This window comes from uncultured Peptoniphilus sp. (assembly GCF_946998875.1).
GTDB lineage: Bacteria > Bacillota > Clostridia > Tissierellales > Peptoniphilaceae > Peptoniphilus_A.
This window is the reverse complement of the sequence record NZ_CAMQAY010000001.1, coordinates 89362-113706: the sequence shown is the minus strand read 5'-3', so window position 1 is coordinate 113706 and position 24345 is coordinate 89362. Positions and strand designations below refer to the sequence as shown.

General features: G+C 35.3%; 40 protein-coding genes. All 40 read right to left on the bottom strand.

What is annotated here, in order from left to right; all coding sequences use genetic code 11:
* Positions 1-34: 34 nt before the first annotated feature.
* Positions 35-376 (bottom strand): 50S ribosomal protein L17, encoded by a 342-nt coding sequence (gene rplQ, locus Q0U74_RS00565; protein WP_297391900.1) that lies wholly within the window; start codon positions 374-376, stop codon positions 35-37.
* Positions 377-386: 10 nt separating this feature from the next.
* Entirely contained in the window at positions 387-1334 is a 948-nt protein-coding gene (locus Q0U74_RS00560) for a DNA-directed RNA polymerase subunit alpha (protein ID WP_297391898.1), read from the bottom strand.
* Positions 1335-1360: 26 nt separating this feature from the next.
* On the bottom strand, positions 1361-1756 hold the full coding sequence (rpsK, locus tag Q0U74_RS00555) for a 30S ribosomal protein S11 (protein WP_019124973.1): 396 nt from the start codon (positions 1754-1756) through the stop codon (positions 1361-1363).
* A gap of 12 nt (positions 1757-1768) precedes the next feature.
* Positions 1769-2131, bottom strand: a complete 363-nt coding sequence (rpsM, locus tag Q0U74_RS00550; RefSeq protein WP_019124974.1) for a 30S ribosomal protein S13 — start codon at positions 2129-2131, stop codon at positions 1769-1771.
* 11 nt (positions 2132-2142) lie between these two features.
* A complete protein-coding gene (gene rpmJ / locus Q0U74_RS00545; protein WP_010244353.1) occupies positions 2143-2256 on the bottom strand; it encodes a 50S ribosomal protein L36 in 114 nt (37 codons plus the stop codon).
* Positions 2257-2279: 23 nt separating this feature from the next.
* Positions 2280-2498: a translation initiation factor IF-1 gene (gene infA / locus Q0U74_RS00540; RefSeq protein WP_005957367.1), complete on the bottom strand. Its 219-nt coding sequence runs from the start codon at positions 2496-2498 to the stop codon at positions 2280-2282.
* Positions 2499-2516: 18 nt separating this feature from the next.
* Positions 2517-2771 (bottom strand): KOW domain-containing RNA-binding protein, encoded by a 255-nt coding sequence (locus tag Q0U74_RS00535; protein WP_070610408.1) that lies wholly within the window; start codon positions 2769-2771, stop codon positions 2517-2519.
* Between the two features lie 3 nt (positions 2772-2774).
* A complete protein-coding gene (locus Q0U74_RS00530; RefSeq protein ID WP_019124976.1) occupies positions 2775-3416 on the bottom strand; it encodes an adenylate kinase in 642 nt (213 codons plus the stop codon).
* A gap of 9 nt (positions 3417-3425) precedes the next feature.
* Complete coding sequence (secY, locus tag Q0U74_RS00525) at positions 3426-4706, bottom strand: preprotein translocase subunit SecY (protein ID WP_297391893.1); 1281 nt, start codon at positions 4704-4706, stop codon at positions 3426-3428.
* Positions 4706-5155 carry a 50S ribosomal protein L15 gene (rplO, locus tag Q0U74_RS00520; protein WP_019107904.1) on the bottom strand — a complete coding sequence of 150 codons (450 nt, stop codon included), beginning with the start codon at positions 5153-5155 and terminating at the stop codon, positions 4706-4708. Before rplO ends, secY begins: the two co-directional genes overlap by 1 nt.
* 13 nt (positions 5156-5168) lie before the next feature.
* Positions 5169-5345 (bottom strand): 50S ribosomal protein L30, encoded by a 177-nt coding sequence (gene rpmD / locus Q0U74_RS00515; RefSeq protein ID WP_297391890.1) that lies wholly within the window; start codon positions 5343-5345, stop codon positions 5169-5171.
* A 10-nt stretch (positions 5346-5355) separates the two neighbouring features.
* The gene (gene rpsE / locus Q0U74_RS00510) at positions 5356-5862 is read right to left on the bottom strand and encodes a 30S ribosomal protein S5 (protein WP_297391887.1); all 507 of its coding nucleotides are present in this window, start codon (positions 5860-5862) and stop codon (positions 5356-5358) included.
* 13 nt (positions 5863-5875) lie between these two features.
* Positions 5876-6238: a 50S ribosomal protein L18 gene (gene rplR, locus Q0U74_RS00505; protein WP_297391885.1), complete on the bottom strand. Its 363-nt coding sequence runs from the start codon at positions 6236-6238 to the stop codon at positions 5876-5878.
* A 15-nt stretch (positions 6239-6253) separates the two neighbouring features.
* A complete protein-coding gene (rplF, locus tag Q0U74_RS00500; RefSeq protein ID WP_297391883.1) occupies positions 6254-6790 on the bottom strand; it encodes a 50S ribosomal protein L6 in 537 nt (178 codons plus the stop codon).
* A 14-nt stretch (positions 6791-6804) separates the two neighbouring features.
* Positions 6805-7200 carry a 30S ribosomal protein S8 gene (gene rpsH / locus Q0U74_RS00495; protein WP_156700477.1) on the bottom strand — a complete coding sequence of 132 codons (396 nt, stop codon included), beginning with the start codon at positions 7198-7200 and terminating at the stop codon, positions 6805-6807.
* 29 nt (positions 7201-7229) lie between these two features.
* Positions 7230-7415, bottom strand: a complete 186-nt coding sequence (locus tag Q0U74_RS00490; RefSeq protein ID WP_005957510.1) for a type Z 30S ribosomal protein S14 — start codon at positions 7413-7415, stop codon at positions 7230-7232.
* Positions 7416-7426: 11 nt separating this feature from the next.
* The gene (gene rplE / locus Q0U74_RS00485; RefSeq protein WP_297391879.1) at positions 7427-7972 is read right to left on the bottom strand and encodes a 50S ribosomal protein L5; all 546 of its coding nucleotides are present in this window, start codon (positions 7970-7972) and stop codon (positions 7427-7429) included.
* Between the two features lie 11 nt (positions 7973-7983).
* Positions 7984-8292 (bottom strand): 50S ribosomal protein L24, encoded by a 309-nt coding sequence (gene rplX, locus Q0U74_RS00480; RefSeq protein WP_019107912.1) that lies wholly within the window; start codon positions 8290-8292, stop codon positions 7984-7986.
* A 14-nt stretch (positions 8293-8306) separates the two neighbouring features.
* Entirely contained in the window at positions 8307-8675 is a 369-nt protein-coding gene (gene rplN / locus Q0U74_RS00475) for a 50S ribosomal protein L14 (protein WP_019124984.1), read from the bottom strand.
* 23 nt (positions 8676-8698) lie between these two features.
* Positions 8699-8953, bottom strand: a complete 255-nt coding sequence (gene rpsQ / locus Q0U74_RS00470; RefSeq protein WP_019124985.1) for a 30S ribosomal protein S17 — start codon at positions 8951-8953, stop codon at positions 8699-8701.
* 4 nt (positions 8954-8957) lie between these two features.
* On the bottom strand, positions 8958-9164 hold the full coding sequence (gene rpmC, locus Q0U74_RS00465; RefSeq protein WP_297391875.1) for a 50S ribosomal protein L29: 207 nt from the start codon (positions 9162-9164) through the stop codon (positions 8958-8960).
* A complete protein-coding gene (gene rplP / locus Q0U74_RS00460) occupies positions 9154-9585 on the bottom strand; it encodes a 50S ribosomal protein L16 (RefSeq protein ID WP_019124987.1) in 432 nt (143 codons plus the stop codon). The genes rpmC and rplP overlap by 11 nt, the downstream gene beginning before the upstream one ends.
* Positions 9586-9602: 17 nt before the next feature.
* A complete protein-coding gene (gene rpsC, locus Q0U74_RS00455; RefSeq protein WP_297391873.1) occupies positions 9603-10367 on the bottom strand; it encodes a 30S ribosomal protein S3 in 765 nt (254 codons plus the stop codon).
* An 11-nt stretch (positions 10368-10378) separates the two neighbouring features.
* The gene (rplV, locus tag Q0U74_RS00450) at positions 10379-10714 is read right to left on the bottom strand and encodes a 50S ribosomal protein L22 (RefSeq protein WP_019124989.1); all 336 of its coding nucleotides are present in this window, start codon (positions 10712-10714) and stop codon (positions 10379-10381) included.
* Positions 10715-10725: 11 nt separating this feature from the next.
* A complete protein-coding gene (rpsS, locus tag Q0U74_RS00445) occupies positions 10726-11010 on the bottom strand; it encodes a 30S ribosomal protein S19 (RefSeq protein ID WP_019107919.1) in 285 nt (94 codons plus the stop codon).
* Between the two features lie 12 nt (positions 11011-11022).
* Positions 11023-11853 carry a 50S ribosomal protein L2 gene (gene rplB / locus Q0U74_RS00440; protein WP_297391870.1) on the bottom strand — a complete coding sequence of 277 codons (831 nt, stop codon included), beginning with the start codon at positions 11851-11853 and terminating at the stop codon, positions 11023-11025.
* 18 nt (positions 11854-11871) lie between these two features.
* Positions 11872-12159 carry a 50S ribosomal protein L23 gene (gene rplW / locus Q0U74_RS00435; RefSeq protein WP_297391868.1) on the bottom strand — a complete coding sequence of 96 codons (288 nt, stop codon included), beginning with the start codon at positions 12157-12159 and terminating at the stop codon, positions 11872-11874.
* Positions 12159-12782, bottom strand: coding sequence for a 50S ribosomal protein L4 (gene rplD / locus Q0U74_RS00430; protein ID WP_297391866.1), 624 nt, complete (start codon positions 12780-12782; stop codon positions 12159-12161). The genes rplW and rplD overlap by 1 nt, the downstream gene beginning before the upstream one ends.
* Positions 12783-12799: 17 nt before the next feature.
* Positions 12800-13432, bottom strand: coding sequence for a 50S ribosomal protein L3 (gene rplC, locus Q0U74_RS00425; protein ID WP_297391864.1), 633 nt, complete (start codon positions 13430-13432; stop codon positions 12800-12802).
* Between the two features lie 59 nt (positions 13433-13491).
* Positions 13492-13809, bottom strand: a complete 318-nt coding sequence (rpsJ, locus tag Q0U74_RS00420) for a 30S ribosomal protein S10 (protein WP_005957385.1) — start codon at positions 13807-13809, stop codon at positions 13492-13494.
* Positions 13810-14338: 529 nt separating this feature from the next.
* A complete protein-coding gene (gene ahpF, locus Q0U74_RS00415) occupies positions 14339-15862 on the bottom strand; it encodes an alkyl hydroperoxide reductase subunit F (protein WP_297392185.1) in 1524 nt (507 codons plus the stop codon).
* A complete protein-coding gene (ahpC, locus tag Q0U74_RS00410) occupies positions 15862-16431 on the bottom strand; it encodes an alkyl hydroperoxide reductase subunit C (RefSeq protein ID WP_019124995.1) in 570 nt (189 codons plus the stop codon). Before ahpC ends, ahpF begins: the two co-directional genes overlap by 1 nt.
* Positions 16432-16593: 162 nt before the next feature.
* Positions 16594-17394, bottom strand: a complete 801-nt coding sequence (locus Q0U74_RS00405; protein ID WP_297391861.1) for an ABC transporter ATP-binding protein — start codon at positions 17392-17394, stop codon at positions 16594-16596.
* Complete coding sequence (locus tag Q0U74_RS00400; protein ID WP_297391859.1) at positions 17391-18419, bottom strand: iron ABC transporter permease; 1029 nt, start codon at positions 18417-18419, stop codon at positions 17391-17393. Before Q0U74_RS00400 ends, Q0U74_RS00405 begins: the two co-directional genes overlap by 4 nt.
* Positions 18416-19576 carry an ABC transporter substrate-binding protein gene (locus Q0U74_RS00395; protein ID WP_297391858.1) on the bottom strand — a complete coding sequence of 387 codons (1161 nt, stop codon included), beginning with the start codon at positions 19574-19576 and terminating at the stop codon, positions 18416-18418. Before Q0U74_RS00395 ends, Q0U74_RS00400 begins: the two co-directional genes overlap by 4 nt.
* A 365-nt stretch (positions 19577-19941) precedes the next feature.
* Positions 19942-20586, bottom strand: coding sequence for a cupin domain-containing protein (locus Q0U74_RS00390; RefSeq protein ID WP_297391856.1), 645 nt, complete (start codon positions 20584-20586; stop codon positions 19942-19944).
* Complete coding sequence (locus Q0U74_RS00385; RefSeq protein ID WP_297391854.1) at positions 20564-21376, bottom strand: ABC transporter ATP-binding protein; 813 nt, start codon at positions 21374-21376, stop codon at positions 20564-20566. The genes Q0U74_RS00390 and Q0U74_RS00385 overlap by 23 nt, the downstream gene beginning before the upstream one ends.
* Positions 21373-22398 (bottom strand): iron ABC transporter permease, encoded by a 1026-nt coding sequence (locus Q0U74_RS00380; protein ID WP_297391852.1) that lies wholly within the window; start codon positions 22396-22398, stop codon positions 21373-21375. Before Q0U74_RS00380 ends, Q0U74_RS00385 begins: the two co-directional genes overlap by 4 nt.
* The gene (locus Q0U74_RS00375) at positions 22395-23540 is read right to left on the bottom strand and encodes an ABC transporter substrate-binding protein (protein WP_297391849.1); all 1146 of its coding nucleotides are present in this window, start codon (positions 23538-23540) and stop codon (positions 22395-22397) included. Before Q0U74_RS00375 ends, Q0U74_RS00380 begins: the two co-directional genes overlap by 4 nt.
* Before the next feature lie 2 nt (positions 23541-23542).
* Entirely contained in the window at positions 23543-24304 is a 762-nt protein-coding gene (locus tag Q0U74_RS00370) for a class I SAM-dependent methyltransferase (RefSeq protein ID WP_297391847.1), read from the bottom strand.
* Positions 24305-24345: the final 41 nt, after the last annotated feature.

Genomic DNA, 24345 nt, shown 5'->3' with positions numbered 1-24345 from the left:
AAGTATAAAAAAAAGGAAACCCCATTGGATTTCCTTATACTAATTCTATAATTGAAATTTCTGCACCGTCTCCACGTCTTGGACCCATCTTCAATACTCTAGTGTATCCACCATTTCTATCTGCATACTTTTCAGCGTATTCGTTAAATAATTTTGTAACAACATCTTCTGAATAAATATATGCTAAAGCTTGTCTTCTTGCGTGAAGGTCGCCTCTTTTTCCAAGTGTAATCATACGATCAGCAATCTTTTGAACTTCCTTAGCTCTTGTGTGAGTAGTTTTGATTCTACCTTCACGCAAAAGAGAAGTAACAAGGTTTCTAAGCATTGCCTTTCTATGACTTGAATTACGGCCAAGTTTTCTGTTTTTTGCCATAATGTCCTCCTTAATCTTCTTCAGCTTTGAGGCCAAATCCTAATTCTTCAAGTTTTTCAGTTACTTCTAGTAGGGATTTTCTACCAAGATTTCTAACCTTCATCATTTCACTTTCAGTCTTATTAGTAAGTTCCTCAACGCTGTTTATTCCAGCTCTCTTTAGGCAGTTAAAAGATCTAACAGATAGATCTAATTCTTCAACTGTCATTTCGAGAACTTTTTCTTTTTGATCCTCTTCTTTTTCAACCATCAAATTTATTTCACTGACATGTTCTTTAAGGCCAATGAAGAGTTCAAGATGTTCTGTCAAGATTTTTGCTGCAAGAGATGTAGCTTCATCAGCTTTCATAGAGCCATCTGTTGTAACTTCAAGGATTAGTCTATCATAATCAGTTCTTTGTCCCACTCTCGTGTTTTCAACTTTCCAGTTTACTTTTTCCACAGGAGTGAAGTTAGAATCCATTGGAATAATTCCAATTTCAGTTATTTCATCCTTTTTAAGTTCAGAAGGTTCATAGCCTCTTCCCTTTTCAACCATCATTTCAAGATAAAAATCAGCATCTTCATTTAGAGTAGCTATATGTTGATCTGGATTTATAATAGTTACATGAGGTTGAAGTTCAATGTCAGAGGCTTTAATTTCTCCCTTGCCCTTCTTTTCTATAATAAGTTTTACAGGTTCATCTTCAGTCATCTTTAAAACTATAGATTTAATGTTTAAAACTATTTCAGGTACATCTTCCAATACCCCTGGAATTGTATCAAATTCATGTTCAACGCCGCGTATATTTATGAAAGATACAGCTGCGCCTGGTAGAGAGGAAAGTAGCACTCTTCTTAAGGAATTTCCAATAGTGATACCAAATCCAGCTTCTAGAGGTTCAACGACAAATTTGCCATATAAACCTGACTCATCTAATTCTTCAATACTAATTCTAGGTTTTTCAATTTCAATCATGGGTACCCTCCTTCTCGATAAATAGCTTAGACTCTTCTACGTTTTGGTGGTCTACATCCATTGTGAGGAATTGGAGTAACATCTTTAATCATAGTTACTTCAAGACCTGATGCTTGAAGAGATCTAATTGCAGCTTCTCTTCCTGAACCTGGACCCTTTACATATACATCAACGCTTTTTAATCCATGTTCTTTAGCCTTTTCAGCTGCTTCTTGTGCTGCTTCTTGTGCTGCAAAAGGAGTTGACTTTCTTGAACCTCTAAATCCAAGTTGTCCAGCACTTGCCCAAGATATAACATTACCGTTAATATCAGTAAGAGTAACCATAGTGTTGTTAAATGTTGAAGCTATGTGAGCTTCGCCCTTTTCAATATTTTTACGAACACGTCTTCTTGAACGTGTAACTTTTTGTTTTTTAGCCATTAAAGTCCCCCCTTACTTACTTTTACTAACAAGTTTCTTAGGACCTTTTCTTGTCCTAGCATTAGTCTTGGTTTTTTGTCCTCTTACAGGAAGACCCATTTTATGCCTTCTTCCACGATAACAGTTGATTTCACGAAGTCTCTTGATGCTCATTGCAACATCACGACGCAAATCACCTTCTACGTGGTATTTATCTATTTCATCTCTGATTTTAGCAAGTTCAGCTTCTGTCAAATCTTTAACTCTTGTATCAAAATCAACACCTGCAGCAGTTAAAATTGCTTGAGATCTAGGTTTTCCAATACCATAAATATAAGTGAGTCCGATTTCAACTCTCTTTTCTCTAGGTAAATCTACACCGGAAATTCTAGCCATAATTACCTCCCTTATCCCTGTCTTTGTTTATGTTTCGGATTTTCACAGATTACCATTACTTTTCCGTTTCTCTTAATTATTTTGCACTTTTCGCACATCTTTTTTACAGATGGTCTTACTTTCATTTAAATGCCTCCTAACCTTAGGATTATTTCTTTCTCCAAGTTATTCTTCCTCTTGTAAGATCATAAGGTGAAAGCTCAACTGTCACCTTATCACCAGGAAGAATTCTAATATAATTCATTCTCAATTTACCTGAAATATGAGCAAGTATGATATGTCCGTTTTCAAGTTCTACCTTGAAATGAGTATTTGGAAGAGCGTCTACAACAACGCCTTCAACTTCAATTACATCTTCTTTAGCCATATTATTAAGGATCCTCCTTTAGCTATAAGGTAATAGTTTCTTCCTAATATAAGAATCATTAAGATCTTTATTATCAAGATCAATAATGTCCTTATATATATAAAGATGTTTTACCTTTTTTTTCTTTGGTCGATCTAGCTTTCTCAGTTTTCCATCTACAAGATAAAGGTAGTCTTTGTCAATAATCTCAGTGATTACAAAAACTTTTCCCTCATCTCTACCTTTTTTGGATCTTACAACTTGTCCCTTAAAAAGACTAAATGTATTATCCATGAACTATTCGAGACCATTAACTATATCTTCAAATACCTTGTCAATATCCTTAGCACCGTCGATGTCTACAAGGAGATTTTGTGCCCTGTAGTAATCAATAAGAGGTGCAGTTTGATCAAAGTAAACTGAAATTCTAGTTTTTACAGTTTCTTCAGTATCGTCATCTCTTTGAATAAGCTTAGTGCCATCCTTATCACAAATTCCTTCTTCCTTTGGAGGATTGAATTTAACATGATAAGTCATTCCACAAGTTTTACAAACTCGTCTTCCAACAGCTCTTTCTATTAAAATTTCAGGGTCAACTGAAATATTAATAACCTTAGTTAATTTGTCATTGTTCTTGTCTAAAATAGAGTCAAGACTAACAGCTTGAGCCACAGTTCTTGGAAAACCATCTAATAGAAATCCTTCTTTAGCATCAGCCTTGTTAAGTCTATCTTCAACAAGGGCGATTACAAGATCATCAGGAACTAAAAGACCCTTGTCCATATAAGACTTAGCTTCTTTACCAAGTTCTGTATTGTTCTTAATATTTTCTCTAAAGATATCTCCAGTTGAAATGTGTGGAATATTGTATCTTTCAACAATATATTCAGCTTGTGTGCCTTTGCCGGCCCCTGGAGGTCCTAATATAACTAATTTCATAATTGCCTCCTATTTATTCTTTAAGAAACCACGATAATTTCTCATGATTAATTGTTGTTCTAGCACTCTATGAATTTCAAGTACAACACCAACTACGATGATAATTGATGTACCACCATAATTAAATTGTAGACCTGAAATAAGTGTTAGTATAGTTGGAAGAACTGCAAGTATAGAAAGTGCAATTGCTCCCGGCATAACCAATCTATTTAAAGTTCTGCCTAAATAATCACTTGTAGGTTTTCCTGGTCTAATACCACTAATAAAACCACCATTAGCTTGAAGGTTTTTAGAATATTCAACAGTGTTGAATTGGATTGTAGTGTAGAAGAATGTGAAGAATACAATAAGAATAACAGTAAATATTATATAAATCACAGCTCCAGGTCCTCCAGCAGGAGTTAACCATTTTTGAATCCAAACCCTAGTTGATTCACTTGTAAACATAGCAATAGTTGCTGGAATAGCAAGAAGTGAGTTTGCAAAGATAATTGGCATAACACCAGTCATCAAAACCTTAATAGGAATATGAGTAGCTTGTCCGCCATACATCTTTCTTCCTACAACTCTCTTCGCATATTGCACAGGGATTCGTCTCTCACCTTCCGTAAGTGTTACTACAAATACAACAATTGCAATAGCAATTATTACAAATAGCACTAAGAAGATTGGGCTAGATTTGCCTGCCTTTACAAGAGCAATAGATTGAGCTATATCAATTGGGAATCTTGAAACAATACCTGCAAAAATTAAAATTGAAATACCATTTCCGATTCCATGTTCAGTTATTTGTTCACCTATCCAAACAAGTATAGAAGTACCTGCTACTATTGATAGGATTATAGTTGTGTATTCAATAGCACTTGTAGCATTGATAGCTTTTCTAAAGAAACCAAAAGTATAACCAATTGCTTGAACAAGAGCTATGGCAGTAGAAAGATATCTAGTATATTTAGCTATTGCCTTTCTACCAGTTTCCCCTTCCTTTGCAAGAGATTCCAATGAAGGAATGGCAATTGTCAAAAGTTGAAGAATGATTGATGCAGTAACATATGGATAAATGTTAGCAGCAAAAATTGTAAAACGTCTAAAGTTACCCCCTGCCATTAAATCTAGGAAGGAGAAAATTGATCCGCCTGCTCCACTCATAAGTTGTGAAATAACTTGTGAGTTCATATAAGGAACGGCAATGTGTGATCCAAGTCTATAAAGTAGAAGCATGAATAAAGTGAATAACATCTTCTTACGAATTGATTCAACCTTCCATGCACTCTTAAAAGTGGATAGCATTAAATCACCTCGGCCTTTCCTCCGCAAGCCTCAATTTTTTCTTTAGCAGATTTTGAGAAATGCTGAGCTTTTACAGTAAGTTTAACATTTAATTCACCATCTCCCAAAATTCTAATTCCGTCTTTAGCTTTACCAGCTTTGATAAATTTATTTTCTATTAAGAATTCAGGAGTGATTTCAGTTCCTTCTTCAAATACATTAAGATCTGCTACGTTAATAACCGCATATTCTTTCTTGAAGATGTTAGTAAATCCTCTCTTTGGAAGACGTCTAAATAGTGGCATTTGTCCACCTTCAAATCCAGGTCTTACTCCTCCGCCACTTCTAGCATTTTGTCCCTTGTGACCCTTGCCAGATGTTTTGCCAGTACCGGAACCTATTCCACGACCTACTCTTTTTCTAGCTTTAACTCCGCCGCCTTCATTAGGTCTTAAGTCATGTAACTTCATTAGGTACACCTCCTTATTCTACTACTTCGATCATATAATCGACTTGCTTTAACATACCTCTGATTTGAGGTGTATCATTTTTTTCAACAACTTGGTTTAACTTAGTAAATCCAAGTGCTTTTATTGTTTTTCTGTGTTTAGGTACTTTGCCGATAGGACTTTTAACAAGTTTAATTTTAATTGTAGACATGATTTTCCTCCTATCCTAAAATTTCATCCGCTGATTTATTTCTAAGTCTAGCAACAGATTCAACAGTTTTAAGTTGTCTTAAACCATCAATAGTTGCATTAACTGTGTTTCTTGGATTGTTTGTACCAATATTTTTAGTACGAATATCTGTAATACCTGCAAGTTCACAAACAGCACGAACTGCACCGCCTGCGATAACTCCTGTACCTTCTCTTGCTGGTTTTAAGAAAACTCTACCTGCACCATAAATTCCAGTTACTTGATGAGGAATAGAAGTATTTAGTAGGTTTACTTTAATAAGATGTTTTTTAGCATCTTGTGTTGCTTTTCTTATAGCTTCAGGAACTTCAAGAGCTTTACCTGTACCTACACCAACGTGTCCGTTTTTGTCGCCAACTACTACAAGAGCTGAGAATCTAAAGTTTCTACCACCCTTAACTACTTTGGCAACTCTGTTTATAGATACAACTCTTTCTTCAAGATCAAGTTCTGCCGCATTTATTAATGAACGCTCCATTACTTCCTCCTTCTTAGAATTTTAGTCCAGCTTCTCTAGCTGCTTCAGCAAGTGCTTTGATTTTTCCGTGATATACATAACCACTTCTATCAAAAACAACTTCTTCAATGCCCTTTTCTTTTGCCTTATTAGCAATAGAAGTGCCAACAGCCTTTGCCGCTTCAATATTTCCAGTGTTTTCTATATTTAATGACTTATCAAGAGTTGATGCACTTAATAAAGTGTTACCAGCCTCATCATCAATAATTTGAGCATAAATATGCTTTGATGATCTGTAAACTGAAAGTCTTGGTCTCATAGCAGTACCGGAGATATGATTTCTAAGTCTTTTGTGTCTTTTTATTCTGTTTTCATTTTTATTAATCTTTTTTAACACTTAAATTCTCCTCCCTTACTTACCAGTCTTACCAACTTTACGCCTTACATGTTCATCAGTGTATCTGATACCTTTACCCTTATATGGTTCAGGTTCTCTGAAGCTTCTAATGAAAGCAGCATAAGCGCCAACTTGTTGTTTGTCATTGCCCTTTACGATAATTGAGTTTGGAGCAGGAACTTCTACTTCAATACCTTCAGGATCTTCAAGATCAAGAGGATGTGAGAAGCCTAAGTTAAGAGAAAGAATTTTTCCCTTCTTAGCAGCTCTGTATCCAGTTCCGATTATTTCAAGAGATTTTGAATAACCTTCTGTAACGCCAATTATCATATTGTAGATTAGAGTTCTAGTTAAACCGTGAAGTGCCTTAATTTTTTTAATTTCATTTGGTCTTTCTACAGTGAGAACTCCGTCATTTAATTCTATTTTTAAATCTTTATCGAAAGATTGTGTTAGTTCACCCTTTGGTCCCTTAACAGTAACTGTTTGACCGTCAATTTTAACATCAACGCCCTTTGGGATTTCAATAGGTTTTTTGCCAATTCTTGACATTTTTCACCTCCAAATTACCAAACGTAGCAGATTACCTCTCCGCCAACTTTATCTTGTCTTGCTTTTTTATCTGTAATTATTCCCTTAGATGTAGAGATAATTGCAATTCCTAGTCCTCCAAGAACTTTAGGAACATCTTCGCACTTAACATAAACTCTAAGTCCCGGTTTAGATATTCTCTTTAATCCAGAGATAACTTTTTCTCCGTCAAGAGAATATTTAAGATCAATCTTGATCATTCCTTGTTTGTCGTCTTCAACAACATCATATCCTTTAATATAGCCCTCATCAAGAAGAATTTGAGCAATTTCTTTTTTGATTTTTGAGCAAGGAATATCAACAGATTTGTGTCTTGCATTATTTGCATTTCTAATTCTTGATAGCATATCTGCAATTGGGTCTGTCATCATATCAGTTTGCCTCCTTTCATCTAAGGCTTTTACCAGCTAGCTTTTCTTACGCCAGGAATTTGTCCCTTGTACGCAAGTTCTCTAAAGCATATTCTACATATTCCGTATTTTTGTAAAACAGAATGTGGTCTTCCACAAATTTTACATCTAGTATATTCACGAGAAGAATACTTTTGTTTCCTCTTTTGTTTTGCAATCATTGATTTTTTTGCCACAATGTACCTCCTTAAGCCTTAGCAAAAGGCATTCCCATTTTATCTAGGAATTCTTTAGCTTCTTCATCAGTATTAGCAGTAGTTACAATAATGATGTCCATTCCTCTAATAGCGTCAACCTTATCATATTCAATTTCAGGGAAGATAAGTTGTTCTTTAAGACCAAGGGCATAGTTTCCTCTACCATCAAAAGCAGTAGGTTTAACACCTCTAAAGTCTCTTACTCTTGGAAGAGCAACATTCACTAATTTATCTAAGAATTCATACATTCTTTGACCTCTTAGAGTAACTTTAACACCAACATTTTGTCCTGCACGAAGTTTAAAGTTGGCAATTGATTTTCTTGCTTTAGTAACAACAGCCTTTTGACCAGCTATAGTAGTAAGTTCTTCTACTGCTGATTCAAGAGCCTTGTGGTTATCCTTAGCTTCACCAAGACCAATGTTAATAGTGATTTTTTCAAGTTTCGGTACTTCCATAACATTTCTATAGTTGAAACGTTCCATTAGGTGGCCCACAACTTCTGTCTTATATTTTTCTTGTAATCTTGAAGTCATTATTCTACCCCCTATTTAATGTTCTTTCCGCTAGACTTTGCATATCTAACTTTTTTTCCGTCTTCAAATTTATAACCAATTCTTGTAGCCTTTCCTGATGCACTGTCAAAGTACATAACATTAGATACGTGAATTGGAGCTTCCATTTTTTCTATTCCACCTGGGTTTTGAGGTCCTCTAGGTTTAATGTGTTTAGTAACAATATTTACCTTTTCAACAACTACTAAATCTTTTTTAGGAATTGTTCTTAGGACTTTACCAGTTTTGCCTTTATCTTTTCCGGCTATAACTTTTACGATGTCATCTTTTTTAATTTTCATATTACACCTCCAAATTATAGTACTTCCGGAGCTAGAGAAATAATCTTCATAAAGTTTCCAGCTCTTAGTTCTCTAGTTACAGGTCCAAAAATACGAGTGCCAACAGGGCTTCTATCATCTTTAATTACAACAGCAGCATTATCATCGAAGCTAATGTAAGATCCGTCTTTTCTGCTGATACCCTTGTTTGTTCTAACAATAACTGCTTTTACAACAGCGCCTTTTTTGACAACGCCACCGGGTGTTGCATTCTTTACAGAACACACTACAATATCTCCGATAGAAGCTGTCTTTCTATTAGTTCCACCAAGGACTTTAATTACAGATAGTTCTCTTGCACCTGAATTGTCAGCAACACGCAATCTTGTTTCTTGTTGAATCATGTTATTCTCCTTTCAAGTTAAAATTATTGAGCCTTTTCAATAATTTCTACAAGTCTCCATCTTTTATCTTTACTTAGTGGTCTAGTTTCCATAAGTTTTACGCGATCACCAATACCACATTCATTATTTTCATCATGAGCCTTGAATTTAGTAGTCTTCTTAAATCTCTTTTTGTAAATTGGATGAGTTTTTAAAGTTTCAGTTTGAACTACAATAGTCTTATCCATTTTATCGCTTACTACAATTCCTGTTATAGTTTTTCTTGAATTTCTTTCCATGAGATTAAGCCTCCTTTCCAACTTCAAGTTCACGTTCTCTAATGATCGTTTTAACTCTTGCTATATCTCTTTTAACACTTTTAATACTTGATGGATTGTCAAGTTGACCAGTGGCCAATCTGAATCTCAAATTAAAAAGTTCATTTTTAAGTTCAATAACTTTGTTATTTAAATCTTCGCTTGACATCTTGCGAATTTCATTAGCCTTCATTTGAGTCACCATCCTTATCTTTCATAACGAATTTAGTTCTCACAGGGAGTTTCATAGATGCAAGTCTCATTGCTTCTCTTGCAACATCTTCAGAAACACCGCCCATTTCAAATAAAATTCTTCCTGGCTTAACTACTGCAACCCAATACTCTGGAGCACCTTTACCGGAACCCATACGAGTTTCAGCAGGTTTTTCAGTAACAGGTTTGTCTGGGAAAATCTTAATCCAGATATTTCCACCTCTACGAATATATCTTGTCATAGCACGACGTGCTGCTTCTATTTGATTTGAAGTTATCCAACAAGGTTCTAAAGCTTTTATACCATATTCGCCGTATGCAAGCTCATTACCACGCATAGCCTTGCCCTTCATTCTGCCTCTGTGAACTTTACGATATTTTACTCTCTTAGGCATCAACATGACTATTCCTCCCTTCTTTAAGACTCTTTATTTTTATTGTCTCTTCTATTATTTCTATTAAAATTATTGTTTCTATTATCGCGTCTCTTGCGATTTCTGTTATCTCTATTGTCTCTATTATCTCTAGGTTTTCTTCTTGAATCTTCTTTTAGTTCAGGAAGAACTTCGCCCTTATAAAGCCAAACTTTAACGCCAAGCTTACCATAAGTAGTATCAGCTTCAGCGAAACCGTAGTCGATATCAGCTCTTAATGTTTGAAGAGGAATAGTTCCTTCAGAATAACCTTCAGTTCTTGCCATATCAGCTCCACCAAGACGGCCTGATACAGAAGTCTTAATACCAAGAGCTCCTTGACGCATAGTTCTTTGAATTGCTTGTTTCATTGCACGTCTAAATGCAACTCTTCTTTCAAGAGATTCAGCAATAGCTTCTGCAACGATTTGTGCGTCTAAATCTTGGTTTTTAATTTCTTCAACATTTATTACAACAGATTTATTTGTTAGCTTTTCAATTTCAGCTCTAAGTTCTTCAACTCCAGCGCCACCACGACCAATTACCATACCTGGTTTAGCTGTGTGAATTGAAACTTTAACTCTGTTAGCAGCTCTTTCGATTTCAATTTTTGAAATACCTGCAGTATAGAGTTTTTTCTTAACATATTTTCTAATATTGTTGTCTTCAACTAAAAGATCGGCAAAATTTTTCTTGTCTGCATACCATTTTGAATCCCAATCTTTGATTACTCCAACACGAAGTCCATGTGGGTTTACTTTTTGGCCCATTCTCTACCTCCTTACTCTCTTTCTGCTACTACAACGCCAATGTGACTTGATCTTTTAAGGATTGGATAAGCCATACCCTTAGCCTTAGGACGAAATCTCTTCATAGTAGGTCCGTCATTAGCGTATGCTTTCTTCACATAAAGATCGCTTCTGTCTAAATTAAGGTTGTTTTCAGCATTAGCTACAGCTGATTTTAGTACCTTATAGAGTTCATGAGCTCCCCTCTTATTAGTAAACTTTAAAATAGAGAGGGCCTCATCAACGCTTTTGCCGCGTATTTCAGCGCAAATATAATTCACCTTAAGAGGTGATATTCTTACATATTTTGCAATTGCTTGTGCTTGCATTTTAACCCTCCTTATTTAACTGTTGTGCTCTTTTCGCTCTTGCCACCGTGGCCTCTATATGTTCTTGTTGGAACAAATTCACCTAATTTATGTCCTACCATGTCTTCAGTAATATATACTGGCACATGTTTTCTGCCGTCATGAACAGCAATTGTGTGTGAAACAAATTCAGGGAAAATAGTTGAGCGACGAGACCAAGTTTTAATTACTTTCTTTTCATTTTTTTCATTAAGCTCGTCAACCTTCTTTAGAAGGTGTTCATCAGCAAATGGTCCTTTTTTTATTGATCTACTCATTATACCCTCCGATTACTTAGTTCTTCTTCTTACTATATACATATCAGATTTTTTAGATTTCTTTCTAGTCTTAAGTCCTAGAGCTTTCTTGCCCCAAGGAGTCATTGGTGAAGGTCTACCTACTGGAGTTCTACCTTCCCCACCACCATGAGGGTGATCAACAGGGTTCATTGCAGATCCTCTAACATGAGGTCTATTTCCAAGATATCTGCTCTTACCTGCCTTACCTAGTGTGATAAGTTCATGAGAAATATTTCCAACTTGTCCAATAGTTGCCTTACATCTTTGATTTAGTAATCTAAATTCACCTGAAGGAAGTCTAAGTTGAGCATATTTTCCTTCTTTTGCCATAAGTTGAGCTGATGATCCAGCAGATCTTGCAATTTGACCGCCCTTACCAGGAGTCATTTCGATGTTGTGAACTGTAGTACCAACTGGAATGTCAGCAAGCATTAGTGCATTACCAACTTTAATATCTGCGTCTGATCCAGATTCGATTACATCGCCAACTTTAAGTCCGTTTGGTTGAAGGATGTATCTCTTTTCACCATCAGCGTAAGATAAAAGTGCAATGTAAGCAGTTCTATATGGATCATATTCAATAGCTTTTACTCTTGCAGGAATATTATCTTTATCTCTTTTTAAATCTATAATTCTATATTTTCTCTTAACTCCGCCGCCTCTGTGTCTACTAGTAATTCTACCTTGTGAATTTCTACCGGCAGTTTTGCTCATGCTAACTAAAAGAGATTTTTCAGGTGTAGTCTTTGTAATCTCTTCAAATGTAGCAACAGTCATCTTTCTACGGGCAGGAGTTGTAGGTTTAAATCCTCTAATCGCCATTTTAATACCTCCTACTTATCAAATAGAATCAAAAAATTCTATTGGTTCTGAGTCATCAGTAAGTTTAACTATAGCCTTTTTCCATGAAGGACGTCTTCCTTGATGAACTCCTTGTCTTTTTAATTTTCCACGCATATTCATTGTATATACTTTTTCAACCTTAACGCCGAAGATTTCTTCAACAGCTGCTCTGATTTCAGGTTTAGTGGCATCCTTTGGCACTTCAAAAGTGTATTTCTTGTCTGCCATCATGTCCATACTTTGTTCAGTAACTAAAGGTCTTTTAATAATGTCAAATTTATTCATCAGTTAAAAACCTCCTCAACAACATCAAGTGCAGCCTTAGTGATAATTAAGTTATCGTATTTCAATAAATCATAAACATTAATATCAGTAGCTCTTGATGTCTTTACACCAGCGATATTTTTTGCAGCTCTTTGAACATCTTTTTCGTCGTCATTAACAACTACAAGAGCCTTTCCTTCTGCCTTAATATCCTTTAAGATGTTGGCGAAAATCTTTGTCTTTGGTTCTTCCATAGTTAATTTGTCAACAAGGATTATTTCACCATCTTGTAATTTTGTAGTAAGAACTGATCTAAGAGCAGCTCTTCTAGCTTTCTTAGGAGTTGTGTAAGAGTAATCTCTTGGTTTCTTAGCGAAAACAACTCCGCCACCTCTCCATTGAGGTGATCTAATGGAACCTTGTCTTGCACGACCAGTTCCCTTTTGTCTCCAAGGTTTTCTTCCGCCGCCACGCACTTCAGCACGAGTCTTAGCAGAGTGAGTACCTTGTCTTTTATTAGCCAAAATATTTTTAACAACTAAATAAACAGCATGAGTGCTTACAGGAGCATCAAATAGCCCTTCATTTAGTTCGACTTCTTCAACAGGATTTCCCTTAATGTCAATCATTTGAATTTTAGGCATTTCTTTACCTCCCTATCTTATTTAGCCATTTTAGTAGTGCTTTTAATTCTAACAGTTCCCTTCTTAGGTCCTGGAATAGCACCCTTAACTAAAATTAAATTTTTATCTGTATCTATTCTAACAATTTCAAGGTTTTGAACAGTAACTCTTTCGTTACCCATTTTACCAGCCATTCTGTGGTTCTTGAATACTTTTCCTGGATAAGAAGCAGCACCCATACCACCTGGCATTCTGTGGAATTTAGAACCGTGAGTTTCTCTACCACGACCGAAGTTGTGACGTTTAATAAGACCAGCAGTTCCTTTACCCTTTGAAGTTCCAACAACATCAATGTGTTCTCCAACTTCAAATAAATCTACCTTTATTTCATCTCCAAGGTTATAAGATTCAACTTCATCAGTTCTGAATTCAGAAAGATGTTTTCTATATCCTACGCCTGCCTTGTCGAAATGTCCCTTCTCAGGTTTGTTAAGTTTCTTTTCCTTAACTTCATGTGTTGCAACTTGGATAGCATTATAGCCATCACTTTCAATAGTTTTCTTTTGCACAACAACATTTGGTTCTACTTCAATAACTGAGACAGGAGTGACAATACCCTCTTCATCGATAATTTGGGTCATGCCAATTTTTTTACCTACTAAATATTTCATGTTGCACCTCCTAATATTTACAGCGGACTTCTAAGTTAGAAGTCATATAAAGCAAAGTTTTAAAGTTTAATTTCTATATCTACACCAGCTGGTAGATTTAACTTCATAAGTGAATCTACAGTTTTTTGTGTAGGATTTAGTATATCAATTAGACGCTTGTGAGTTCTTTGCTCAAATTGTTCTCTTGAATCCTTATACTTGTGTACAGCTCTTATAATTGTGATGATTTCCTTTTCTGTTGGAAGAGGAATTGGTCCAGAAACTTCTGCACCGCTCTTTTTAGCAGCATCAACAATTCTTAGTGCTGAATTATCAAGTAATTCGTGATCATAAGCTTTAAGTTTAATTCTGATTTTTTGTTTGCCTTTGTTAGACATATTTACCTCCTATTCGCTAAAGCCTTACTTGCGAATGGGGTTATCGATAAACGCACCCTTGTGTATCAATGGGTCCGTCTGAAAAAAATAACCCGCGCCCAAGTCCAGCTTGGACTTCTCCGTCATAATTACCTCGAAACTCCTTTTTTTCGGCAAAGTTTCAAGCAACTTATGACTTCATCGCAACATTCTTTTTTAAACGCTCTGGTATTATATAACAAATAAAGCCACTTGTAAAGGGAAAATACACATTTTTTTAAAAATTTTTTAGAAAAATTTTATTTTTCTCCTAGACAAATTTTTTCCATATAAAAATAAATAATTTTGCTAGAAAAATTTCCTTTGACAAAAATTTTTACAAATATTTTTTATTTTTTTCTAATATATAAGATATTTTTTCTATTATATAAGATTTTTTTCTATTATATATAAAGATTCTTAGAAAATTTTTTATGAAAAATATAGACTTTAAAAATCCAAGACAAGAAAAAAAGAAGTAGGTCGCCCATACTTCTTTTTAATAGAAACTTCAATTTCCCTTAGTCATTAAATAATTGTAGGCACCAAGGGCTGCTGTAGCACCTGATCCCTCTGCAATTACAATTTGTTTGAAGGCTGAGTTAGTGCAGTCCCCTGCCCCATAAATTCCTTCAACATTTGTTGCTCCAAATTCATCTACAATTATTTCGCCGCGAGGATTCTTTTCAACAAGGTCAAGCCATTCAGTCATTGGCACAAGACCAACTTGGATAAAGCATCCGTCAGTGGCTTCTTCTATAACTTGTCCAGAGACCCTGTCCTTGTAGGTGATTTTTTCAAGAAACTTTTCCCCACTTAGGGCTTGAGTTTCTGCATTAGTAACTATTTTTACATTTTTAAATTCCCTAAGCTTGTCTTGGAGAAGCTTATCTGCCTTTAATTCAGGCAAAAATTCTAGGACTAGGACTTCTCTTGCTATGCTGGCAAGGTCTATGGCTGCTTCTATGCCAGAGTTTCCTCCACCAATTACTGTAACCTTCTTGCCCCTAAATAGGGGACCATCACAGTGAGTACAGTAGGCCACGCCCTTGTTCCTAAATTCAATTTCTCCAGGAATGCCAATGAGCCTCCACTTAGCACCTGTAGCTATAACAATAGTCCTTGCGAAGAGATTTCCTTTATCTGTTAGGATCTTTAACTTCTCGTCTCTCTCTATGCTTGTAACTGATAGTCCTTCAATGACTTCTACCTTGTACTTGTCAAGATGTGCCTTGACATCCTCCATATACTTGGGCCCCTCTGTGTAGGCTATGCCCGTAATATTTTCTATGGCAAGAGTTTCCTTTACTTGACCGCCAAATTCCTCGGCTACAAGGGCAGTCCTTATCCCCTTTCTCGCTGCATAGATGGCTGCTGTCGCCCCACCAGGGCCTCCACCTATTACCAGGCAGTCATAAATAGGTTTTTCTTCAAGCCTTAGGTCAACTTCTTCCTTCTTTATCTTATTTAAGATTTCATTTAAGGAAATTTTTCCACTGTTAAAGACTTCTCCATTTACATAAGTTGTTGGCACTGCAAGTACACCAAGGTCTTCAACATAGTCAGTGAAGACAGACCCGTCAACCATTGTGTGGGAGATCTTTGGATTTAGGACTGCCATAATATTTAGGGACTGAACTACTTCAGGGCAGTTGTGGCAAGATAGGCTGACCATGGTTTCGAAATTCATTTCATCCTCTATTGCCATAATTCTTTCCCTAGTCTTGTCATCAATCTTTGGTGGGCGACCCCCAACTTGTAGGATGGCAAGTATGAAGGACTCAAACTCGTGTCCAAGGGGTATGCCCGCGAAATTGATTCCACTACTACTATCTGATGAAAGGCTAAAGCTTGGCTTAAACTTTAGGTCCCCCTCCTTTATTTTTATTTTGTCAGAAAGTCCCCCTAGCTCATCTAAGAACTTTTTTAAGTCCCTTGAATTTTCTGTATCATCAAGGTCTACTGAAATTACAACTTCCCTTTCAAGAAGCTTAAAATATTCAGCAACCTGATTTTTTAAATTTTGATCTAACATTAGATCTTGCCAACTAGGTCTAGTCCTGGAGTCAAAGTCTTGCCAGATTGCTTCCATTTTGCTGGACATACTTGGCCAGGATTGTTTCTTACAAATTGTCCTGCGCGAATCTTGTCAATAACTTGACTTGCATCACGGCCAATGCCATCTGCATTGATTTCCAAAGTTTGGATCACACCATCTGGATCAATTATAAAAGTAGCCCTTTGTGCAAGACCTGCTTCTTCATCAAGTACATCAAAGTCCCTTGCAATTGACTTGTGGGGGTCAGCCAGCATTGTGAACTCAAGCTTACTAATAGCTTCAGAGTGGTCATGCCATGCCTTGTGAACGAAGTGAGTGTCAGTTGACATAGAGTAAACTTCAGCTCCAAGTTCCTTTAACTTTCCATATTGTTCTTGCATGTCTTCAAGTTCAGTTGGACATACAAAAGTAAAATCAGCAGGGTAGAACATTAAAACTGTCCACTTGCCTTCAAGGTCCTTGTTAGAAACCTCTACAAACTCTTCCTTGCTAGGGGCATAGCCCATAGTTTTAAACTCAGGTATTTTCTTTCCTATTTGTGACATATTGTCCTCCTTATATTTTTAAAGTTTATTTGATATTCTCTATCAATTTATCTATACCCGCAAAAACCTGGGATTTTTAAATATATAATCTTTTTAATCTTAAATTCCCCTGTATAATAAAAAAAGAAGTATGACCTCCATACTTCTCTTCCACTATATTTTCTATTTTAAATTTTCATCTTCTATGCCAAGAGGAATTATACTCTCGTAATCTTTGCCGTCCACAGAAATTTTTTCTATCTTCACCTCAACAGAAAAAGATTTTTTTAAATTCTCTCCATTTAAAACTTCTCTAGTCTCTCCAAACTTATAAGTCTTGTCGTAATTTAATAGAAGACATTTGTTGGAAATTTTTAGGGCGTGCTCTGGATAGTGGGTGTTCATGACAATAATCACTCCACTTTCAGAAAGTTTTTTTATTAAATCTAAAATAATAATTTGGTTTTTGTAGTCAAGACCGCTTTCTGGCTCGTCTAAAATAATCATTTTTGGCTCCTTGACAAGGCTTCTGGCTATTAAAAGCATTTGAAGTTCTCCGCCACTCATTTCATTGGCAAGCTTGTCTGCGAGATGGTCTATCCCTATCATCTTCATGACTTCCCTCGCCCTCTCAATTTCTTTTTGGCTAGGTCTTTCAAAAATATTTAAAGATGAAGTCGACCCAAAGAGGACCATTTCAAGTCCAGTGTAGGAAAAGGAAAAATTTCTCTTTTGTGGGATGTAGGAAATTTTTGACCAGACTTCTCTTTCCTTCATTGAAGAAATATTTTTCCCATCAATAAAAGTTTCGCCACTGGTCCAAGGAAGAAGTCCCATCAAACATTTTATGAGAGTTGTCTTTCCCACTCCATTTGGTCCAAGAACTGAAAGGACATCACCCTCCTCTAGAGAAAAATTTATGTCCTTTAAAATATAATCTGTTTTTTTAAATTTAAAAAATCCTTTGGAAACTTCTAATTTCATTTAAATATTCCTCCAGACCTTCTCATGAGCATTATAAAAATTGGTGCTCCAATAATTGCAGTAAGAATTGAAATTGGAAGCTCAATTACAGAAACTGTCCTTGACAGGGCTTCAATTAGGGCCATAAATCCTGCGCCAAAGCTTATGCCAAAGGGCAGAGTGTATAGATTATTTGCCCCAATGAGCATCCTAACAAGATGAGGAATGATAAGGCCAATCCAACCAATTTGTCCGCAAATTGATACGCTAGATGCAGTGATTATTGTTGAGGCCAGTATAAAAATAAATCTAGTCCTCTTAACATTTAAACCAAGAGACCTTGCCTCCTCTTCTGATAGAGAAAGGAGATTTAAGCTCCATCTCATTTTATAAATTACAAAAATTGAAATTAAAATGAGGGGCCCTGCCAAGACTAAATTCTTGTAAGAGGTCCTGCCAAAGGAACCCATTAGCCAATAAGTAATTTGTGGCAGCTTGTCCATGGGGTCGGCTGTGTACTTTAATAGGGAGCTAAAGGCATTGGCAAGAGAAGATACAATAATCCCAGCCAAGACTAACATGACAATGGAGGCCTCATCTCGCCTTACAAGATTTATGGTGATAAAAATTGAAATAAGGCCAGTTAAAAGTGCAATAACTTGAATGCCCATAGTGCCAAGGGAAAGTAAAATCCCAATAATTGCCCCAAGGCTTGATGCACTTGTAACTCCCAAAATATCTGGTGTCGCCAATGGATTTGAAAAGAGAGCTTGAAAGGCAATGCCTGCCACAGTAAGACCTGCGCCCACTATTAGGGCAGTGAGAATCCTTGGCAGCCTTATCTTAAAAATTAAGGACTCCATCATAGGGTCCAAGTCTCTTCTTAATATGTAATTTTTAAATAAATTTATTATTTCAGAAATATTTACCTTCATCCTGCCCATAGAAAGTGCAAGGACTGCACAGACTATGGGAAGAATGAATAAAATAAGATACACAGAGAGACGGAGTTTCCCGTCATCTCTAGTGCAATATTTTTTTATCATATATTAAACATGTCCTCGATTTGCTCATCAGTAAGTTCATAATTATACCATTTTTGGTAGTAGTCTTTAATAACTTTCTTCAAGTCGTAGTCCTTAAAGGCATCTGGATAAGTTTCGCTTGCAAGCCATGCAAGAACAAGTGGCGCGTCTGGGTTTGGTGTAAGCCAGTTCCACATGCCAAGCTTTGAGTTGTAAACTCTCTTGTCCTTAACAGATTTTAAGTTAGAAAAATCAAAACCCTCTACAGAATTGTTGTAGACATCTTCTGTCTTAATATTTAAAAGACCAGGTCCGTCAAGATAAAATACATCTGGATTCCAAGAATAAATTTGTTCCACATTTACCTTTGCATAGCCCTTTGCTTCTTCTGCCACATTTTTTACCTTTAGTCTCTTTAGCCAAAAGTCGCCAAAAGTTCCCTTGCCGGCAACAATTGGAGTGCCTTCTTGATACTTCCAAAGGATCATGCCGCTTGGTCTTTTTTCATCAGGAACCTTTGCAATTCTTTCTTCAACATCTTTTACAATTTCATTTCCAGCTGCCAAGAAATTATCCATCTTTCCCTTTTCATTAAAGACATCTTCAAGAAGCTTTAGCCACTCTCCATACCTATTTATTGGGTCAGCTGGAGTGTCTGCCCCCATAGTTACAAAGCCAATACATGGCACGCCAGTCTTTGATAATTTTTCGTATCTGTCTTGGTTTTTTGCATTGTAGAAAATTACATCTGGCTTTAACTTCATAATTTCTTCCACATTTAAATCTGATTGACCCTTAACTGTGTTAGTAGCATCTAAAAGTTCTGGTGCCATGTCCTTTAAAACTGTATTTGAAATTACTTGTTTAAGAGAACCAGCATAGCCCACGATGTAAGGAGCCTTGCCTTCATTGTATGCCATATAAGTTGAAAGAATTGGCACTTGGTCAATTACAATCTTTTCAATTTTATTTGGCACCTCAACTTCGTGACCTGCGTGGTCCACTATCTTGTGGCTTCCAGCCTCATCTTTTGTAGCAACTTTTTCTTCTGTAGAAACATTTTTTGCTTCCGTATTTTTTTCTGTGGCATCTTTTTTACCGCATCCACCTAAAATTCCTGCAAACATTGTAAAAATTAAAAGCAGGCTTAGGAATTTTTTAAACTTTAAATTTTTCATTTTTTCTTCCTTTCTATTAAATTAATTATTTGAAAATAAATAATCCTTACTCTTTATTATAATACACTTAAAAGATTTTATATGTAATTTCTGAAAGATATTTTGAGTATCTTAACCTTTTAAAAAATATCTCCTTGTAGATTTTATAAATTTGCATAAAAAAGGGCCATTTGAAACCTAGTATGTTTTGCAAAAACAAACTATAGGAATCAAATGACCTAGGTCATTCTAAAAATAGGAGGAATTTCAAAATCTAGTTTACCTAAAAGTAAAATATATGATTACCAAATGTTTTAAGACAAATATTCCAACCTAGTCATTTATAAACCATGATTAATAGATGGGAATTTAAGCTTTACTCCTTATTAATCAATGGACAATATCAGAAGCATTTTGTACTTAGTCTTTGCCCTTACACTGTGCTCAATGTTTTTTGGAAATACTAATTGTTCTCCCACCTTAATTTCATAGCTTTTATCTCCAACACTTAAAATAGCTTCTCCTTCTAAAGGTATTACCAAAGCATCCCCAGGAGCACTATGTGGGCTGAGCCCTTCTCCCTTGTCAAATGCCATTACCATAATTTTCAAATTTTCTTTTGAAACTATATCTATATTTGAAATAGCTCCATCAACATATGAAATAGAATCCTTTAAGTTGATTATTTCTCCCTTTATTAAATTTTCCATTTTATACTCCTTTCCTGAAATTGTTACTTCTATTAAAAAAGAATCCTCTATTGCAAAAATATTAAATAAAGTCTTGGGATTAAAGGCAATACAGTCTCCCTTACCTATAGAAATATCATTAAATTTTAATTTGCCTTCTAACAAAAAATATATTTTTCCTTCATCATAAAATTCTCCACTTATATCACTTCCCCTAGAAAGGGAAAATAATATAAGGGTGTGATCTTTCCCATCTGAAATCTTTTTTGAAATTGTGTGTAAATCTTTTAAAACAATCATTTCTTCAAATGTCATCTTTTTATTCTTTGCAATATTTTTCATTTTCACCTACTATACTTATTGGTAGAATATTTTTATAATACCTTTCTCCAACTTTTATATTGTTAATTTCTACATTTACAGAAAAAGCTTCCCTTATGTTTTTCTTATTTAAAATATCTCCAGTATTTCCATACTTGTATTTTTTGTCATAGGTAAGAAGCAAGCTTTTGTTCGAAATACTCAAGGCATGCTCTGGGTAATGAGTGTTTAATATTACAATTACCCCTTGCTCACCTAAGTTTTTTAAAAGTTCAAGGATTATAAGTTGATTCTTAAAGTCCAGACCACTTTCTGGTTCGTCTAAAATTAAAATCCTTGGATTTCCCAAAAGACTTCTTGCAATTAGAACCATTTGTAGCTCTCCACCACTCATTTTATTACAATCTTTATTTGCCAAATGACCTATCCCAATTTTATCCATTATTTCTTGGGCCTTCTCCATGTCACCTTTGTTTGGCACTTCAAATAAATTTAAGTTTTTTGCCACACCCAAAAGAACCATCTCAATACCAGTGTAAGAAAATGCAAAATATCTTTTTTGTGGAATGTAAGAAATTTTATTCCAAATTTCCCTATCCTTCATCTTTTTAATATCTTCACCATTAATAAGGGTAGTCCCACTTGACCATTTTAACAATCCCATAATACATTTTATTAAGCTTGTCTTTCCAACACCATTAGGTCCAAGTATAGAAAGAACATCAGAATCTATTAACTCAAAATTTACATCCTCAAGCAAAGAGGTAGACTTGTTATAATAGAAAAATCCATTCTTAACTTTTAAATTCATCTAAACTTGCCCCCTGTCTGTCTAAGCAAAACAATAAATATTGGTGCACCAATAATTGCCGTTAATATTGAAATCGGAAGTTCAATTACAGATATTGTCCTTGACAAGGCCTCAATAATCACCATTAGGCCAGCACCTATGCTAATTCCAAAGGGCAGTGTGTAAATATTATTGGCTCCTACTAGCATCCTGGCTATGTGGGGTATTATTAAACCAATCCAGCCAATTTGACCACATAAAGATACAGAGCTTGCCGTAATCATTGTAGAGGCAAGTATAAAGAATAATCTAGTTCTTTTCACATTAATACCTAAGGACCTAGCTTCATCTTCTGATAGAGATAAAATGTTTAATCTCCACCTCATCTTATATATGAAGATTATGTTTAAAATAATAATTGGGGAAGCTAAAATTAAATTCTTATAAGATGCCCTTCCAAAAGATCCCATTAACCAATAGGTTATTTGCGGGAGCTTGTCTGTTGGATCTGCTGTGTACTTTAATAGGGAACTAAAGGCATTGGCAAGAGATGACATAATCAGCCCTGACAAAACTAGCATAATCATAGAAGTTCTTGCTTCCTTCACTAGCTTTAAGGTAATAAAAATAGAAAACAAACCCATCAATAGCGAATAAACTTGTATCTCCATTGTGTTTTTAGATAGGAGTATTCCTATTATGGCACCAAGGCTTGAGGCACTTGTAACACCAAGTATGTCTGGTGTTGCAAGCGGGTTAGAAAATAATGCCTGAAAGGCAATCCCTGCACAAGTAAGTCCACTTCCAACTATTAGGGCAGTGAAAATCCTCGGCAGCCTAATGTTTATTACTACTGACTCAAGCATGGGATCCAAATTTGTTTTTGAAATTAAATCCAAAAACAAATTAAAAATGTCTCCTACCTTCAAATTCATTCTCCCAATGCTTAAGGCAAATATACTGCAAAGAACCGGCAAGATTATCAATAGAATATAGGTGTAGCTCTTGATTTTCCCATTCTTGATACAATAATCCTTTATCATATATTAAACATATCCTCAATTTCTTCATCTGTTAGATCATACTTGTACCATTGCTTGTAATATTCTTTTATTTTCTCCTTTAAATCATAATCTTTAAAATAATCAGGATAAGTTGATTTAGCAAGCCAAGCTAATACAAGGGGCCCATCAGGATTTGGGGTAAACCAATTCCACATCCCAAGTTTTGTATTGTAAACTCGTTTATTCTTCACTGCAATTAAGTTTGAAAAATCTATTCCTTCAACTGAATTGTTATAAACATCTTTAGTTTTTATATCTAAAAGGCCAGGACCATCTAAAAATAAAATCTCTGGATTCCAAGAATAAATTTGTTCCACATTTGTCTTAGCAAATCCCTTAGTTTCTTCCGCAACATTCTTAACCTTTAATCTTTGAAGCCAAAAGTCGCCAAATACACCCTTGCCAGCTACAATTGGAGTACCCTGCATGTACTTCCATAGAATCATGGCAGAAGGTCTTTGATTTTCAGGTACCTTGGCAATTCTTTCTTCAACATCATTAACAATGTCGTCACCAGCCTTTAGGAAATCATCCATCTTTCCCTTTTCGCCAAATACATCTTCAAGAAGTTTTAACCACTCTTTATACCTGTTTATAGGATCAGCTGGTGTGTCTCCACCTATTGTTGCAAATCCAACGCAAGGAATTCCTGTCTTAGATAGGGCTTCATAGTGTTCATTATTTTTTGCATTGTAAAAAATTACATCGGGTTTAAGCTTTATTATTTCTTCAGTGTTAATATCAGACTGAGCCTGAACTGTATTTGTCGCATCAAGAAGTTCTGGTGCCATGTCCTTTAAAACAGTATCAGAAATAACTTCCTTCAGGGAACCTGCATACCCTACTATATAGGGAGCTTTTCCACCATGATATGCTGCATAAGTCGAAAGTATTGGTATTTGATCTATAACTATCCTTTGGATATTATTAGGAACTTCAACCTCATGACCTGCATGGTCCACAATTTTGTGACTTCCTTCTGCAGTATTTTCGGCAACTTCCGCTTTTTGATTCTTGTTTTCCTTTGCATTTATATCCTTTTCACCATTGCACCCTGTGAACAGTGAGACTAACATTATTAAAGCTAAAGTTATGCATATTTTTTTATTTATTTTTTTCACTTTTAATTTCCTTTTTTCGCAATAATTCCAATGTAATTCATATCTCCATTAGAAGATCTTTTTGTCATTGTATCAATCCTTTCCTTAAACTCCTCCTTGCTAGCATTTTTATAAAACTCTATTGCCCTCATAGGGCCTTCATCCCTTATAATTGTTTCCTTATCTAATAATAAAAATTTGCCATGTTTTTCAGCCTCAACTTCAAAACCACATTCTTCCAATAGTTCTACCCATCCAAATTTAGTAAGAGGTTTCGCATTAATGTTAGCCATAACTGAAACTTTTTTTATCAGATCTTCGTCGTCCTTATCAATAGAAACATCATGAATTATTAACTTTCCCTCAGGTTTTAAAACTCTATAATATTCTTTTAGAGCCAACCTTTTGTCCTCATCTTGAAGCATAGTTAACATGGCTTCATTTAGGACTAAGTCAAAGGATTGGTCATTGAATTTTAAGTTTTTTGCATCCATTTGAACAACATCAATCTTATCTTCAAGACCTAATATTTTTAAATTATCAACACATTTCTCTACAACATCTAAATCTATATCTATACCTTTAATTTCACACTTGCTATCGTTAAAAATACTAATCAAATTATCTCCTTGATTGCAAGCAACTTCTAACACCTTTGAGTATTCATTAATACTAACTTGGCTTAAAAGCCATTTAGTAACTATTCCTCCACCTGGCCTAAGCTTAGTTCTTCCTAAAAGCTTTAAAAAATCATGGCCTGCTGACATTTTTTTTATTTGATCCATATATAATCCTCCTTTTTTGATTTCATTTATCAATTAGAATT